Below are 15,931 nucleotides of genomic sequence, written 5' to 3' on the forward strand. Positions count from 1 at the left end.
CGGCTACTTTTTTTTGGGGACGGTATCGATGTGGAGTATGGCGATCTTTTCCTCGATGGGTTTCAGTGGCATCAATACTCTCACGATAATACTCTCGGCGTTATCCGGATCGATTTCGTCCGAGATTTTGTCGATGGCCGCGTCGATGTTTCTCAGCAACAAATCTATCGGCTCGGCCCGCGCCTCGATCTTCCCCTTTTGCAGCGGCATTTCCGCGGCGACCGCCTCGCATTTGTCCTGCAACTTCGTTCGCACGCGGTCGACCTTCTGGTGCGCCCGCATCCTTTGCGTAAGGACCGGGTCCGCCACATGCGACCAACCCGGTGATGCTACCTGCGGCATTAACTTCCTGATTAGGCCGACAACCCCGTCGTAAGCGGCCGACCAAAGTTTCTGCTTCCCTCCGTAATAGGCTTTGTCACCTTGCCGCACAAAAGATTCCAGGGCGCTGCGATACGTCCCGATTTCCGACTTGTCGTCGTTTTCCTCGATCAGCCTCCGGCATGACGCGCACGCGTCGTCGAAGTCCGCTCGCGACGGTCGCAACTCGATTTTCGGTGGATCAACGACGGCTTTCAGTTGCTTGATCAGACGGATGATCTCCAAAACGTCGGGCTCCATCTCCGCGAATTTTCCCTTCATCTCTCTCACGATCGTTTTGCCGAGACCCGCCAGCCGCATGCGGTGGTTGTCGTCGCGAGTGAGCGCTAGGTCCTGAATCAGTTTGTCTTCCAACTCGCGAAATCGCGCTTCCAAGTCGCCGAGGTCGGGTGTCGGCGCGGGCGGGAATGCAACCCGCACCGGTTGCTCGCACAACACCGTGTCTTTCGCGCTGGGCGAAAACACCTTGGCGGTGCCTTCGATGGTGCTTTTTTCGGTCACACAAACCTCGAGTTTGATCACCGAGCCCGCCGTGGCTTCGCTGGGCAGGTGCTCGACGTGAATGACGCCGATCACTTCGTTGTCGCGCAACAGATTGATCGTGACGGACGGGTCGTCGTGCAGCTTGACCAGTTCCGTGGTGATGGTTTGGGTCGGCAAGTGCTCGGCTTCGTCCACCAACAGGACGGGTCCTGACGCCGTCTCTACAGAAATGGCTTTCGCCAGCATGCGCGTGGGTTCTTCGGTCACACTGCCGAACTCGTCGTACTCAATGGTGAACGCGTGTCGAACGAGCTCGGCGCCGCCCGCGTCCAGAACGTGCAACGTAAACTGATTCGGCGCCAACTCGTCCAAGGAGACATCCTCGAACGAAAATCCGCCGTCTATCCCGGCGTGCCCCTCGGCCACGGTCGCGCCGCCGTCGTCACGCAGCACAACGTTGCAGGTCGTCAGGTCCCGGCCGTCTTTCGCCTCCACGCGCCCGCGGATGTCCACCAAGGGGAGCGTCCAGGTTTTCGGCGTTTGGACATGCAGCGACACGTCGCCGCCCTCGGCGATCACACCCAAATACTCGGTCATGATCGCGGCCCCCGCGGCTACCGAGAGGTCCGGATTCCACTTGCGGATTTCCACGCCGGCGTCTTCCGGCACAACTTCGTTCGCCAGGTAATCCACCACGCACGGACAATGTGTCGAGCCGCCGACCAGAAGAAGCAGGTCCAGGTCGGCAAAGGACATCTCCGCCTTGCTCAAGCAGGCCTCGAGGCAGTCGCCGGTCTTGGCCAGGTCCAACGCGATCAATTGGCAGAATTCCTCCAGCGTGATGCGCTCGCGCACCTGAATTTTCCGCCCCTCGGTGTCGATGAGGAAATCGAGGCGCACTTCGACCGGCACCCTTTTCTTTTTGCCCTGTTCGCTCAGCCGGATTTTCAAGTCCTCGGCATACTGCAGGAGGCGGGCGCGGCGGCCGCGATCCTCCGGGTTGTTTTTGTCGTGACGCACCTTGCGGCCTGTCGCTTCGATTTTCCCGATGATCCACTCGACCAACGCGCGGTCGAAGGTGTAGCCGCCGAGCAGGCGGTCGCCGTCGAAAGCCTTGCTGGTGATCACGCCGCCCTTTCGCTCCAAAATCGTCACGTCGAAGGTGCCGCCGCCCAGGTCGTAGACCATGATGCGCAAGGGGTCGCGTTCTTCGAAACGCGTATAGGACAGGGCCGCCGCGATCGGCTCCATGAGCATGCAGCGACTGTCGGACATGTCGAACCCGGCATCGTGGGCGGCTTGCTTCGTCTCCTGGACCTGGTTTGGGTCGAAGCGGGCCGGATGCGTGATGACGGCCCGCTTGACGGGTTGGCCAAGCGCGCTTTCGGCGCATTGCTTTAGGTACTCCAGGATTTTGCGGGCGGCGTCTTTCGCGGTCAGAGTCGTATCGCCCAGCGGCAGTTGCTGATCGCTGCCGATGGCGCGTTTCGACCACTGAACGGGCGCAATGCCTTTTTCGGCATCCTGCTTGGCGATCGCGCCGATGATGAACTTGCTGCCGTCGTCGGGATCAAACGACACCACCGAAGGAAAGGTTTTTTCGTATTCGGGTGTCTGGATGATGGTCACCCCGCATTCCTCGAGCAAATAACCTTCGGGGTAATCTTTCACGCACACCGCTTTTCCATCCACCGCGATCACGCTGAAGGTTGTTCCCAAGTCGATACCGATATCCATCACATTTCTCCTTCTTCATTCACCCGTCGAATACAATGTCGCAGGCCGCATCGGCCGCGTCGCCCGGGCGGGTTAGGCGCAGTTCTTCCAGTTCGGGGACAGGGATGATGTCCGCCTCCAGCGTCGGCAAAAACCACAGCACGGCCAGCGGATGCGCCAAAGTAAGGGGCGGCGTTTCGGCCGGCAGCGCGGCTGCTTCCCTGATTTCCTTGAATATCTTCTTATGCCGCTTACGGTCGTCCGAGGGGTCGGCGTGCACCAGCAGCAGTTCCTCGACCATTGAGCGGCTTTCCAATAATTTTCCGGCCGCGTCGTTGATCACGTGCGCGTCCAGCGGCTGCCCATCCAATTCCGGCGACGGGTCGCGGCGCGCCAGCTTCTTCGCGATGGCGAAAATATGGTTGTTGGGCGTATTGGGTCCCACGCCCAGCACGCCGAAATAGTTATGGCGAAACGGGTTCCGACCACGTATCCAACAAAGAGGCACGTTTCGTCTCCTTTCCCGCCCGGCTAAGACCGAACCATGGACCGCAACTTCTCACGGATTGTTTTTGCGGCCTGGTTGTCTGGATCCAGCCGAATCGCTTCTTCAAGTTTCTGATCGATCGGCAGCGCGGTAGCCGACGACAAATCCGCGCCGGCCTCGTCCATCATTTTTTCCGCGATCGTGGCCAGCAGTTCCGACAACTCGCCCTGCATTTTTTGCGGGTTGCTCGATTTCTCGATGGCCTCGCGCAATGACCTCTCCGCCGTCTCCAGATCGCCGCTTTGGAAGGCGCGAGCCGCCTCCTGGCGCAAGTCGTACGCGTCTTCGCCGCCGAATTCCTCGTCGAACTTTTTCACGTCGTCCATCTTGCGAACGATGTCCCGCGTCTCATCCATGCTCTTCTCGCTGCCGAGCTTGGTGCCGGGGGACGGTTGGCGACCCGGTTTGAACTTGACCGTTCCCACCTTGTTGCGAAGCTTTTTGACCAAATCCGCCAGTTTCTGTTTGCCTCGTTGGAAGCGTTCGAACGACGACAAGTCTTCAATGTCCGGTTCCATCGCTATGCCGCGTTCGGCGGTCTGCAGCGCCTTCTCGACGGCGCCGAGAACATCGTAACAAACCACCAGAATGCAAATGGCGTCGACGGACAGCGTTTCGTCCTCCACCGCGACATCGACTTCAGCGATAAGATCCTGCTTCTCCTTACCGAACATCGCCCGCCCGGCGCGGTCGCCGAGATCCATGGCCTTGGCGACCCCGATGCTGTCCAGCGCGTAACGACGCGACCGCGGTTCCTGCGTCGCCTGTAGGGCGATGCCGTAAAGTTGTTGGGCGTCGTCGTAGTTTTCCGCCAAGAGGCTGGCGTCGCCCAAGGTGCGGTACCAGAAATACAGCTTCTCGCGGATATCGTCCTGCAAATCCTCGAGGCAGGACATCAGGTGCCGAATGTACTCGTCCCACTTGACGCCTTCCCGGCAAAGAGTTCGCGCCCGTCCGGCGCGCGCGCCCGTGTCGCCCGCCTTCGCGTTGATGTCCTGCACCCCCGCCAACGAAAGACGACACTGCAGGCGCAGCAAATCCGACAACGCGTCAATGTGGGTCGGGTCGACTTCGAGGTACGCGGCGATCACCTGAATCCCCGGCGTGACGATCTCCGGGTCGAGAATATCGCTGCGCCAGACCTGGTCGTCGATTCCCGCCGTGGAATCTTCGTACACCCGCGAGCGCGCGGTGCTGAAGTAGTGGGCCGGAAAGGGTGCTTCCTTGGCCATGGCGAGGTGAAATTGACGCCGCTCTTTCCCCGTTTCTTCCGGATCGAATGCGATGGCGAGATGAAAGCGCAGCAGTTGCCCCGGCCATGTTTCGCGCACGCGCCGGACGATGTCGTCCTTGCGGTTGTCGTCGCTGATGCGCTTGCCCAGCGCCTCCCAAAAGCCGTCGTCGCGCCACACGCGGCCCCACAGGTCCATCGCGCTTCGCCAATCCTCGTCCGACTCTTCGGGCCGCTCGCCGTTTTCCAGATCGATGGCCCGCGCGTTGTGCATGATCGCCAAATGGTGCGCCACCAGCGCGTCGTCGGGACGCTCGGCGTGCAGCTCGCCCCAAATGCGAAACGCCTCCGGGTTATAAGCTTCGCGCGTCCAACCGTAATCGTTGACGCCAAGCGCCTGCCGCGCGACGCGCTCGGGATCGGCCAGCGTCTCCATCTCGACGGCGTAACGATCGAGCAACGCCAACAGCTCCTTGGCTTGTCGCGCTTGCTGAGGATCGATCGTCGTCGTCGACATCTACCGCCCCTTCCCCGCGCCGCCCCGCCGCAGTTGGCGCGCCTTTTCCGTCAGGCTGTCGGCCACCGTTTGCTTGCCGTAAGCCCGATACAAATCCGCCATCACCTCGAGAACGCGCGGGTCCTGCGGCGCCATCTTCTTCGCCTGCTGCAACAAGGTTTGAGCCTGCTCCATCAGGTGCGCCCGCTCCGCTTTTGGCGCATCGCCGGCCAACGCCAGCATGATTTCCGCCGCCTCGGCGTAGATGGGAACGTGCCGCGGAGCCTTTTGAATCGCTTGCCGCAAAGTCGCCACGGCGCGGCCGAATTCCCGCCGGTCGTGCAGTCGCCGCGCGCGATCCAACAGCATCTCCGGCGACGATTCCGGTTCGGGAAGCGAGTCGCTTTCCGCCACGCGGTGCTTCGCTCCGAAGGCCACGGCGAAACGGTCCACCGCGCGTGGATGCCCGTCGAAATAGGCGTCGATCGCCTCCTGTACCTGCCCCGCGCTCGCATAGCGGTCCGACTGCCGGAAGGCGAGGCAGCGATTCAACACGTCCTCCAGCGCCAGGTGTTCGGCCAGTTCGTTGTTGATTTCCGACGCCGGCTGCGGCGGCGTGCGCCGCAATTCGACTTGCTTGGCGATGTATTCCTCTTGCTTGGCGACGATCTCCCGTGTCTTGGCCGTGACGGCCTTATCGTCGCCCTGGCGCTTCAAATCGTCGCGTTCGTTGGCGAGAATATTCAAGTCCAGCGACAACATCTTGGCGTCGTCGTCCATGAAAGGATGCCGGCCGGTCAGCATTTCGTACCACATCAACCCGAGGGCGAAGACATCGAAACGCCGGTTGCCGCCGGTTTTCAGCAACGTCTCGGGCGCTTGGTACTTGATCGCCCCGCCGAACACCGCCGCGGGCAGGCGCGCCGCCAGACCGAAGTCGACGATCTTCACTTCGCCCGCCTTATCGATCAGCACGTTGCCCGGATGCAGATCGCCGTGCACCGTGGGCGGTTTCAGGCTGTGCATCCACGCCAGCGGCATGAGAATCTGCCGCAGGTAGAGCAGCGTCAGTTCCAGGGGCATGCCGCCGATACCCGGCACGCCGCCGTGCTTGGCGATCGAATACGTCAACTCCCGCCCTTCGATGAGTTCCATGGCCAAATACGCCAGGCCGCCGCGCTGCTCGTCGATGCCGCCGTCGTAAATGTTGACGAGGTGTCTCTCCACCTCAAGTCGCGGGTGTTCTTGCAGCAAGTACAGCAGCGACACCGCGTCGTTGAACACTTCGGCCACGTTGTCGGCGCGGACCATCCCCTCCCGAAACACCTTGAGCGCCACGTCGCGCAGGTGCAGCCCCCGCACGCGCTGCCGCGCTCGGTAGACAAACGAGAAGTTGCCCTGGCCGATCAACCGAATGATCTCGTAACGGCCGTCGAGAACCTCGCCGATGCTAAGCGGACCTTGGGCGCCCGACTTCGTCATAGCTTCTCCACGATGATTTCGTTCCCGTCAAAACGAATGACGGCCCGGTGCGTTGCGACGCCCTTTTCTTCCTCTTCCAACAGCTTGTCGATAAGCAGGTTGATCACGTATTGGTTGATGACACGCGGCACGCACCGCGCGCCTTCCCGCACACTGCGGACCATGGATTCACGCGCCATGAACACGCGCGCCCCCTCATCGATCTCCAACTCGATGCCCTTGGCCTCCCGCAGGCGGGCCACTTCCATCGCCAGTTGGTAGTCCACGATTTCGCGGCAGATCGGCAGGTCCAGCGGCAGGAAGGTGACCAGTTCGTCCAAGCGGCCGATGAACTCGGGGCGGAATCCCTTTTCCTGCAAACGGCTGCGCGCCGCGTCGAGAAACAACTCGGACAATTTCGCATCGCGCCGCGCCGCGCCCAACAGCTCGGCGAGCCGTTCGGGCTCTTCATCCAACGTGTCGATCTTGAAGTATTCCTGCTGCAGCCACCGCTGTCCCGCGTTGGTCGTCATGACGATCAGGCACCGGCGGCCGTCGCGTATCGGCCCCGCCGGATCCGAAATCAGGCCTTCGTCGGCGAAGCGCAGCAACGAGTCGAACACTTCCACGTGCGCTTTTTCGATTTCGTCGAAGAGCACGACGCACTCGGGCATGTCGCGCAGGCCGTTGGTGAGCTTGCCGTCTCCGTAGCCGACGTACCCCGGCGGCGCACCGACGAAACCGCTCATGGATTCCTTGGTTTGAAACTGCCCCATTTCGAGATACAGCAGCAAATTCTCGTCGCCGAAAACGTAGCGCGCCAACTCCTTGGCCAGTTGCGTCTTGCCGGTGCCGGTCGGCCCGAGAAACAGGAACACGCCCGCCGGTCGCCCTTCACGCGACAACCCGAAGCGCAACCGCTTGATCCACGGCATAACGCTGCCCACCGAATCGTGCTGACCGCGAATCCGGTCGTTGATGCGCCCCTCGATCTCCGTGATGGAAAAAGTCTGCAAGGGCTTTTCCGGTTCGACTTCCGGCGGTTCAGTCGTGTCCAAATAGTCCCGCAGCGCGGTGATATCCACGTGCGCGTTGGCCGGAAGAACATCTTGCAAAGCCTCGGGACAAGCCTGCAGAAACGCCCGGCTGATTTCCGGCTCGCCCGCCGGCTGCTCGGTTTCGTACCGGGAAATCTCCACGGCACGCAGCAACACCCGCTGCACCGGCCCCAACAAGGAATGTTCGTCCAACTCGAGGGCATCGTTGCGCCGGCCGCCGGCCCAACTCAAATGACGCGCCAACGACGTGTGCAGGTCGCGCTTGACGTCCAAGCCCCGCATCGCCAGCGCGCCCGCCAAGTGCCCGCGGTCCTGCCCGAGCAGCGAATACAATAAATGCGGCGTGAATATCCGCTTCGCGCCGAGGCTGGCCGCGTCCTCCCGCAAACGCGCCAGGAATTTGCGGCCGCTTGGCGAGTAAAGCGACGTGTCGAGTTTGCGGGTGCCTCCGTCGGTCGAAGCGGCAAAAAGGTCGATCACTCGGTCGGGACGCAATTTCGTCTGCACGTATTTCAGAAAGTGCTGCAGCCCCTTTTCGGTGGCGTAGGCCTCCAAGATACCGGCGAGTCGGCTGTCGCTCGAACTGGCTTGCTCGTAGATCGCCAGCGTCAACGCCGCTTCGGTAATCGTCTTTTGATCGTACTTGCGGGCGATGTTCTGGACCTTCTCGAGCATCGCCGACACCTCGGCGTCGACCGCCCCACGATGCAGGCGATCGCTCACCGGTGCGGGCTCGCCGGGCTTGTCGAGGCCGAAAGCGAGTTCAATGTTCTCGATGAACTGGTCCGGATCGTTGCCGCGCTTTTCGATCAGGTGAACGCGCACGATGCTGCCCGGGCTGGCCACCAGGCAATACAGCCAATGGCGCAGGTGTACCGCGCCGTCACCGTGAATGAGCGCCTGCGCCAGGACTTTATCGCCCTCTTCGCCCTTCTTGTCGCCAAGCATACGGGCCAGACGGCGATCGAATGCCGCGATATTCAATCCTTGTTCAGTCAACAACATGCTGGTCCTCCGCACCGATCAACGGCAACAACAATTCCTGCGCCCGGTGAATCTTCGCCATGGCGCGTTCCTGGTCCTTTTCCCCGGCCGCGGCCTGCGCGCACGCAAAGCCCACGAGCAGCCGCATCGCCGGTGTCATTCGATCTTCGAGATGCTGCGGCAGCCGCTCGCCGGTCAGCCGCCGCCAATCCTTTTTCCGAAACCAACCGTGCGCGGCCGCCAACCACAACGCCCGCGGATCCACGGGAAGGCCGTCGATGAACCACTGCGCCGGTTCGCCGAAAGCCTCTAGAAACTCCGCGTCGTTATTCAAGGCGTGGTGCGCGGCGGTTTGTAAGAGATCTTGCCGCCCATCGTTCCATCCGCCGGATCCGTTATCCAGGGCGGCGGTCACCTGACGGGCCGCGGCGCGGCGCGCTTCACCCTCGCCGAGCCACATCGCGGCCGTCGCCCAGAAAGGCCATAGTTCATCGCCTGCCGGTGCCGGCGGCGGCGAAACGGCGGGTTGACCCGCGGCCTCCGCCACGAATCGGTGCAACGTATACCATCGCTGCAAAACCGGATCGGCGTGGAATTCGGGGCTGCGGTCGTAATCATCCATCAGAGAGCGCGAAGCGGCGACGGCCTCCGTGTCCAGAAGTTGCGCGACGGTTCGCCCCACGGCGTCATCCGCGTGGTCGTCGGCCGGTAATCCGAAGGACTCCCCGATGCGGCGCAACACGTCGTGACTGCTCAGCACCCATCCGGCGCGTGCAAAAAGCGACGACCGCGTGCCGCCGTGTTCGACGCGCAAGAGGTCGATCGCTTCGGCAACGCGACCTTGCTCCACGAGCCGCCGCGCTAGAAGCTGCCGCCAAACCTCGCCGGTTTTGTCGTCGAGGTTCGCCGGCGAGGCCGGATCGACTTCGCCCGCGCCCAGCGCCCCCGCCAAAAGCGCGTAACCCTCCGCCCACGATACGGACGCTCCGACGCCATCGAGAAGCTGCGCCGCCTCGCGCGCCGCCGCCTCCGTCGGCGTTCCGGCCGCAACGAGCAGCAATCGAGCCAGACGCGCTTTGGTAACGGGATCGTCGGGGGATTTTTCGTGAACCGCGCGATGACGCTTTTCCGCGTCCGGCCAATCCTCACGCCGTTCGGCAAGCGCCGCGCCGAGCCTTTCGGCGGCGGCTTCGAAAACCGAACCGCGCAGGCATTCCTGGTTGCGCGTTTCGCCCAACACGTTGGCCGCTTCGTCCGCGCGCCCCTGCCGCGTCGCCGTCAGCGCCTGAGCATAGACACATCCGGGATCCGCCGAGAACGTAGACGGCAAATACGAGGCCGCAATTTCCACCTCGCCGTGCCGCAAGGCAATCATGGCCAGTTGGCCGCGGGCGCTGTCCGCCTTCGGCCCGTTTAATAGGCTTTCCAGAAGCGGTCCCGCCGCCGGGTCATTCTGCCGCGCCAGGCAGACACCGTGCCAGTAGCACAGCGCGTCGTCCCACCAGGCGCGCGTAATCGCCGGCCACAACGCCGTCGTCTGCCGCAGGGCGGCGAATTGTATCCCCGCTTCGACCGGCCGGCCTTGCGCCAACGTGAAACGGGCGCGTCCGACCGCCTCCTCGTTCTCGAAATCCTTGGCGATGGCATGTGTCGCCATGTCGCCCAAACCGGCGAACAACTCCGATTCCCGCCCCGAACCGGACCACGGCTCGGCGGTGCGGAAAGATGCGTCGTACGCCTCCCAGAGCGCGGTTAGTTGAGGCGCCGTTTCCTCCTGCCGCTCGCTGAGCGCCGCGCTCACCAACTCGACGGTTCGCTGGGCAATGTCGCGCTCGATTTCCGAGCGGAACCCCAGATGCCGCTGGCGGCTGCCGATGAGCCAGGCGACCGGCCAGTGTTGCCCGTCGACATCCTTCAGCAGCGGCCACAAATCGGTTAGCGGTTGGTTGATCATCAATACGCGAACCAGGAGCCACAGCATCCACGGCGGTGTGCCGATCGGAAGGTCGGTCAAGGCGGGCGGCAATTCCTGTCCCGGCCCCCGGCCGCATACTCGCAGGGCGAACGCGAACAGGTCGGCCGCGAAATCAAGTTGGGGAAACTCCGCAAACGAAGTGGCGCCTCGCGCGTCGGTCAAGCCGTTGAGCAGGCGCTCTTCTTTTTCCTCGGCGAGCGTCGGAGCTTGCGATTTGAAGACCAACGTGGCCGCCGCCTCCAACAACGAAAGCGGATCATCCTCGTCCCAGGTCTCCCGTTCCTGCGGATTGCCGATCAAATACCGCGCGACACGCTCCAGTCGATTGGCGTCCGGCTCCGCGTCCCGCACTTTGTCCGAGAGTTTGGCCAGGCCGCCGCGGAAATCCATTTCCACCCGAATGAACCGGTAGGCGATACCGATTTGCGTCCACGTTTTTTCGCCGTCGGCAACTTCGATTTCGCCGCAAAGCGTGCCGGCGAGCTCGACTTGGTCGCGGGTCCATTGCGGGTTGATCCGCAGCTTCTGGCGGATCACTTTCAACACCAATTCTTTTTCCTGGCGGTCTTCGAACTCCCCTCCGGAAAGACGTTTCGTCGCTTTCACAGTCGCCGTCAGCGACTCCTGCAGCATGATGTCGATCATGTTTTGCAGGCGCTCCGCCCCGGCCTCATCGTGCAGTTTCAGGGCGGCGGCGCGTTCGGCGGCGGCCGTGTCACCCACGTGCAGCAAAGCGCGGGCCATCCAGTACCGCGCCCGGGGGCGGTGCGGCGTCAACTCAAGCGCCTTCTCGGCGAAACGCACCATGGGCTCGAAGCTCTGCGCCCACTCCGACGCGCGCGCGCCGACTACTAACGCGTCCGCCTTCATCATCGTGGAGAAATCAAAACGCGCGGCCTTTACCTTTTGGAGCCATTGCAGCGCCTCATCCCGCGACGCGAACACGTCCGGACATTCGGCCAACACGCGACAAGCTTTGAACACGTCGTGCCCCTGCAAACCGGCGTGCGCCTGGCTGAGAAAATCGCTTAATTCGTTTCGTTCGTAACGGTCGTACACCGTCTCGAGGACCCGCACGATGGCCGCGCCGTGAGCGGCGAAGGTCGCGGCCGGATCGCCGACCCAATAGCGGGCTTGCGTAAGATAAAGAGGCTCGCCCGGTTCCTTGTCGTCCAGCAATTCCAGCAATTGCCAACGTAACGACACGCACGTTTCGCGGGCGGGCGACAGAGCCTGGAGTTCCTGCAACCAACGCGCCGCGGCCACCCCGTCGCCGTTTCGCAAATGGATGTGCGCCAGATACGCCGCCGCGTCCCGCAAGAGACCCGCGGCGTTTTCATCGCTCGTCGCACTTGTCTCGCGGGTACCGGCCAACGCGCGTTCCAATGACGTAATCGCCGTTGCGTTGTTGTGCCGTTGCGCCTTCCACAAACACCGCCGCAGACGACCGAACTTGCTGAAAAGCCACGCGAGGCGTTGCCACCACGCCGATTCAATCGGGACGGGTGCGAATTTCGCGGGGTAAGTGGCGCCGATTCGCGCCATCATCGCACTCCGGGTTCGGCAAGGCGGGCGCTCATTCACCTTCCTCATGGCGCGCGACGGTTTCGGCCGCCGAGGCAATCATTTCGGTCAAGCGCGGATCGACCTGGTTGAGGAGCTGGGCCACGACTCCGCCGCCATCGGCAAAGAACGAGCGGTGAATGTCGGCCATCGACACTTGCTCGCGCCGCTGCTCTGCGGCGAATCGCCTCGCCCGCGTCAAAATGTGCTCGACGTGAACGGAAATGCGCGGCGTCTCCGGCATCGTCGGCGGCGCCTGCCGCGGCGGCACGAGTTGGAGCACGTAATCCTTGAGTTCACTGATCCGGGCCACGCCGAATCCGGCCCGTAGCATTACCGTTTGCGCCGGGCTGTCGGGCAATTCCAGCAACGCGGCGAATAGATGCGGCGACTTGATTTCGAGCCAGCCTTGCAGGTAGGCGAATTGCGCCGCTTCCCGCATCAAACGCCAGGCCGACGGTTCGAAATCGGACGTCGATATACCCGCGGGCTCCGGCCCACCCTCGGGAACCGCCGGGCTCGCCACGCTTGATTGGGCATGCCGCAAGCGGTCCATATCCAGGCCCGGAACCAAACTGCGAACCGCGATCTTGAAGTTGAGGTCGGCTCGGTCGCAGAACGCGCGGAACAATTCGGCCTCGGTGATGCGCGCCGGGTCGGCTGCGATGCGCCGCGCCGTTTCCAACGTGGGCAGCACGATTCGCTCCGCGACGCTGGGCTTGAACGGAAAGACGAACGAGCCGCGTCGCTCGGTGGTCTCGAGAAGATGGGCGGCGACTCCGGCGGCGTTAATACCCAACTCCGCCACCAAGCGCACCACGTGCCCCTCCGGTTGCGCGAGAAACGCGGCGAACAGCAGGCGATTGGGCAGTTCGCGCAGGCCGAATTCCTGCGTCAGGTTGTGCGCCGTCTCAATGACACGCCGGGCGCCAACGTCCAAGATCGCCAGGTCGAGTGTGCCGTTCCCGGTCAGCGACCAGTTCACGTCATCGCTTATCACGGCCCCGGGTTCCCCCTTCTCCGGCTCGCCTTGTACAGCGGCGGGCGGCCCCTCTTCCGGCGCGTCATCGCTGGACGGTTGCTTGAGAAGTGTCGTTTCCGGGTCTCCGGAAGGCGTGTCGTCCGAATCGCTCGGTCCGCTCGCGGGTGTGTCCGGAGCCTCGGGCCGGCGCGGTGGCGTGGGCGGCAAAATATCGGCCAGCGCACGCCGCAGGCAATCCCAGTCGAATTGCGGGATCAAGCTGTGCAGCCATGTCTTGAATTGCGAATTGGAGCGCTCGCAAAACGCGCGGAGTAATTCGGCTTCGGTGATGCATGCCGGATCGACTGCCGCCAGCCGCGCCGCCTTCAACACCGGCAAAACAATCCGTTTCGCCGCCTTCGACTCCAGCGGAAAAGTGGAAGGTTCAGAGCCCTTCGAGGCAGCGCGCATGTTGTCGGCGACCTCGCAGACATCCACACCCAACTCTGCCAGTAGACGCGACGTGAACGTGTCCTGCCGCTCGACGAACGCCGCCATCAACACGCGATTGGGGATGTAGCGCAAACCCCATTCCTGCGCCGACCGGTGCGCCGTCTCGATGATGTGACGCGCCTCATCGTCCAAGGCCGTCAGGTCCAGTTCCTCGTCATCGGTCAGCGGCCATTCATCATTGAGCCGCGGTTCCCAATCGCCTTCCGGAAAGCGCAGTTCGTCCAGATTCACGTCGCCGGTCGTGACCAGGAATTCCTTGAAGTCGGCTGACGCACTTTGGCAGAAGCCGCGAAACAGCATCTGTTCGCTGATCTTGCTCGACGGACCCGCAAACTTTGCCGCGGCCTCCAACATGGGCGCTATCACCGGCCGCACGGCTTCCGACCCAAGGCCGAAAGTTCGCGGACTCTCCGCTTTGGTGACTTGCAGCAACTTGCCGGTGAGTAGTTCGGGGTTTTTATCGACCTCGCGGATCAGGCGTTCGGCTGCGCCCTCCAGTTGTGTGAGAAAAGCGATCAACACAATGCGGTGGGGTATCGGGAAATGCCCGCGTTGCTGCGCGAGGCGGTGAGCGTTGTCGACGATGCGTCGCGCGGCCGGCGTCAGTTCGTCCAGCCGTAAAACACCGCTGTCGTCCATCTCTCCGTCGGAGAGCAGCGTCTCTAAAGTATGCAGCGCCGTCGCGGCGTCGGGCATGACGCCCAGTTGCTCGCTCGGCCAATTCTCGGTCGCCAAAAAGCTCCGCAGCAAATCGGCTTCGTGAATGATTTTCGTGTCCGTGTCCACGTGCGCCCGGGCCAGGCCTTCAGCGTTCTCAAGCAAACGCAGCAGTTCCGGCCCATAGTGAGTCCGCTCGGTCGGCAGGACGTCTCGCAGCAAGTGTTCCTCGAATCGGCCGTTTTGCAGATCGGATGTCCCGGGTTGCCCGCCGCGTGGCTGCGCCGGGTCGCGGGGCGAGGTCGCACTCGGCTCCATTTCGGGCAATTGGCCGATACGTTCGTACAATTCGTCCGGATCGATGCGGTGCTCCCGCAACAAGCTGCGCGTCAAATCACCCTTGCCCACCAGGCCGGCCAGCAAGTCGTTGGGGGTTAGGCTCTCGCGGTTCTGGTTGGTCATCCGCTTGCCGGCCCACAGCAGCACCGGCGTCATTTCCAAACCGAACGCTTCGTTCTGCAAACGGCCGGCGGCGTCGAAAACGCTCAGGTCGTATTCGACGGGCGGTTCGGCCGTCTCGACAATCTGCTCGGCGGCGGCGGCCAATCCCGGCATCGTTTTGAACGGATCGCCGAAATAGCGGTAGGCCATCCAGGCGATGTCGGGCTGGTCTTGGCGATAGCGTTCCAGACTGTTGCGCCGCGCCTCGGCCAGCGATTCGCTTAGTGTCTTGTCGGGCGACAGCGCGGTTTCGAAAAAGTCGATCGCCGCCCTTGCCGCCTGGTTGTTGACGACGCTGTAGATCGGCGCAATGACCACCTTGTTGCCGTCGTTGACGGAAAACGCCCGCGCCAGGCTATGCGGCTCCCGTTCGATGTCCCATTGGTCGCCGGCCGCGCCGCTTTGGCACGCGTTGAGAAAAATCAGCTTCGCGTTCGGCGCCGCGTCGGCGATCTGTCGGGCCGGCAAAGGTCCGTCGGCCAGAATCAACTGCCCCTGACGACTCTCGTTGCAGAAGTCGCCGTGCCCGAAGTAGTAGATGCCGGCGAATTCGCGCTGCTCCAACAGAGCGAGCACTTTGCCGACTTTCGCATCCCGATATTTCACGCGCGTGATGTTGTACCCGCGGGCCTCAAGCAGCGATTCCAACCTGGCGACGTGGCTTTTGCATTGGCCCTTGCCGTCGGAGTATTTGCTGAACAAACTATTCAGCGGATCATCGTGCGGATCGATGATGAACAGCCATTCCCGCGAGCGGCTCGGGCCCTTGTAGGCGTCGCGAATCACGTGACTGAAGTGGTAGGTCAGCGCCAGCTTGTCGCCGCCCAGCCGCATTTCGCTGCGGTGGCGCGAACAATACGGGCCGGGCCAATCGGGGTGATCCAAATCGCGCAGATAGTCCCACAGCAGATCCTTGTGAAACACCTTCTTGCCCAGCGCCAATTGCTGATAAAAGTCCAGCATGATCGCCGGGGGCACGATGAAACGCCGTGTGCAATCCGGCTCGGGACACTCCATAAAATATTCTTCCATCGCCTCCCACGGTATTTGCTCGACGATGTCGCGGGCGAAGGTGTCCAATTGCGGGTGAATCGGCGGCGCCGTCATCTTGATGAAACCGCACTCGGGAAGAATCTGCTTGGCCAAACGCAACGCGGCGTCTTCCACGCTCAAATCGCCCCGCTTCGCCCCGGCGACCGCACGGGTATTTAATTCGTCCACCCGCAGTTTGATGTCGCGAATCAACCGTTGCACGCTATCTCGGCTCGGCACCAACTTGAATTCGGTTACCGGCCGCGTCGCCTGCGTTCCGGTGCCGACCGGCAGCATTTCCTGGCGGTATGCAACTCCGCCGCGGTCGGACGAATCCTGCTGGTACGAAACGGAAAGTATCCGAGTTTCCAT

Annotated in this window: 7 protein-coding genes; all 7 read right to left on the minus strand. The window is 62.6% G+C overall.

Going from position 1 to position 15,931, the window contains the following annotated elements; genetic code table 11:
- Positions 1-3: 3 nt before the first annotated feature.
- From P9L99_11175 to P9L99_11205, 7 genes are read right to left on the minus strand one after another with little or no spacing between them, the layout of a single operon-like run.
- Positions 4-2,601 (minus strand): Hsp70 family protein, encoded by a 2,598-nt coding sequence (locus P9L99_11175; protein MDP8223913.1) that lies wholly within the window; start codon positions 2,599-2,601, stop codon positions 4-6.
- A 19-nt stretch (positions 2,602-2,620) separates the two neighbouring features.
- Entirely contained in the window at positions 2,621-3,088 is a 468-nt protein-coding gene (locus tag P9L99_11180) for a hypothetical protein (protein ID MDP8223914.1), read from the minus strand.
- 23 nt (positions 3,089-3,111) lie between these two features.
- Positions 3,112-4,875: a hypothetical protein gene (locus P9L99_11185; GenBank protein ID MDP8223915.1), complete on the minus strand. Its 1,764-nt coding sequence runs from the start codon at positions 4,873-4,875 to the stop codon at positions 3,112-3,114.
- The gene (locus P9L99_11190; GenBank protein ID MDP8223916.1) at positions 4,876-6,336 is read right to left on the minus strand and encodes a protein kinase; all 1,461 of its coding nucleotides are present in this window, start codon (positions 6,334-6,336) and stop codon (positions 4,876-4,878) included.
- Positions 6,333-8,378 (minus strand): AAA family ATPase, encoded by a 2,046-nt coding sequence (locus P9L99_11195; GenBank protein MDP8223917.1) that lies wholly within the window; start codon positions 8,376-8,378, stop codon positions 6,333-6,335. The genes P9L99_11190 and P9L99_11195 overlap by 4 nt, the downstream gene beginning before the upstream one ends.
- Positions 8,365-11,877 (minus strand): hypothetical protein, encoded by a 3,513-nt coding sequence (locus tag P9L99_11200; protein ID MDP8223918.1) that lies wholly within the window; start codon positions 11,875-11,877, stop codon positions 8,365-8,367. The genes P9L99_11195 and P9L99_11200 overlap by 14 nt, the downstream gene beginning before the upstream one ends.
- A 31-nt stretch (positions 11,878-11,908) precedes the next feature.
- On the minus strand, positions 11,909-15,931 hold the full coding sequence (locus tag P9L99_11205; protein ID MDP8223919.1) for a CHAT domain-containing protein: 4,023 nt from the start codon (positions 15,929-15,931) through the stop codon (positions 11,909-11,911).

It is taken from the genome of Candidatus Lernaella stagnicola (assembly GCA_030765525.1).
Classification (GTDB): Bacteria; Lernaellota; Lernaellaia; order Lernaellales; family Lernaellaceae; genus Lernaella; species Lernaella stagnicola.

What these genes read in the sequence shown, in the direction of transcription:
- P9L99_11175 (MDP8223913.1), bottom strand. Translation starts at nt 2,601, where the DNA reads ATGGATATCGGTATCGACTTGGGAACAACCTTCAGCGTGATCGCGGTG.
- P9L99_11185 (MDP8223915.1), bottom strand. Translation starts at nt 4,875, where the DNA reads ATGTCGACGACGACGATCGATCCTCAGCAAGCGCGACAAGCCAAGGAG.
- P9L99_11190 (MDP8223916.1), bottom strand. Translation starts at nt 6,336, where the DNA reads ATGACGAAGTCGGGCGCCCAAGGTCCGCTTAGCATCGGCGAGGTTCTC.
- P9L99_11195 (MDP8223917.1), bottom strand. Translation starts at nt 8,378, where the DNA reads ATGTTGTTGACTGAACAAGGATTGAATATCGCGGCATTCGATCGCCGT.
- P9L99_11200 (MDP8223918.1), bottom strand. Translation starts at nt 11,877, where the DNA reads ATGGCGCGAATCGGCGCCACTTACCCCGCGAAATTCGCACCCGTCCCG.
- P9L99_11205 (MDP8223919.1), bottom strand. Translation starts at nt 15,931, where the DNA reads ATGGAAACTCGGATACTTTCCGTTTCGTACCAGCAGGATTCGTCCGAC.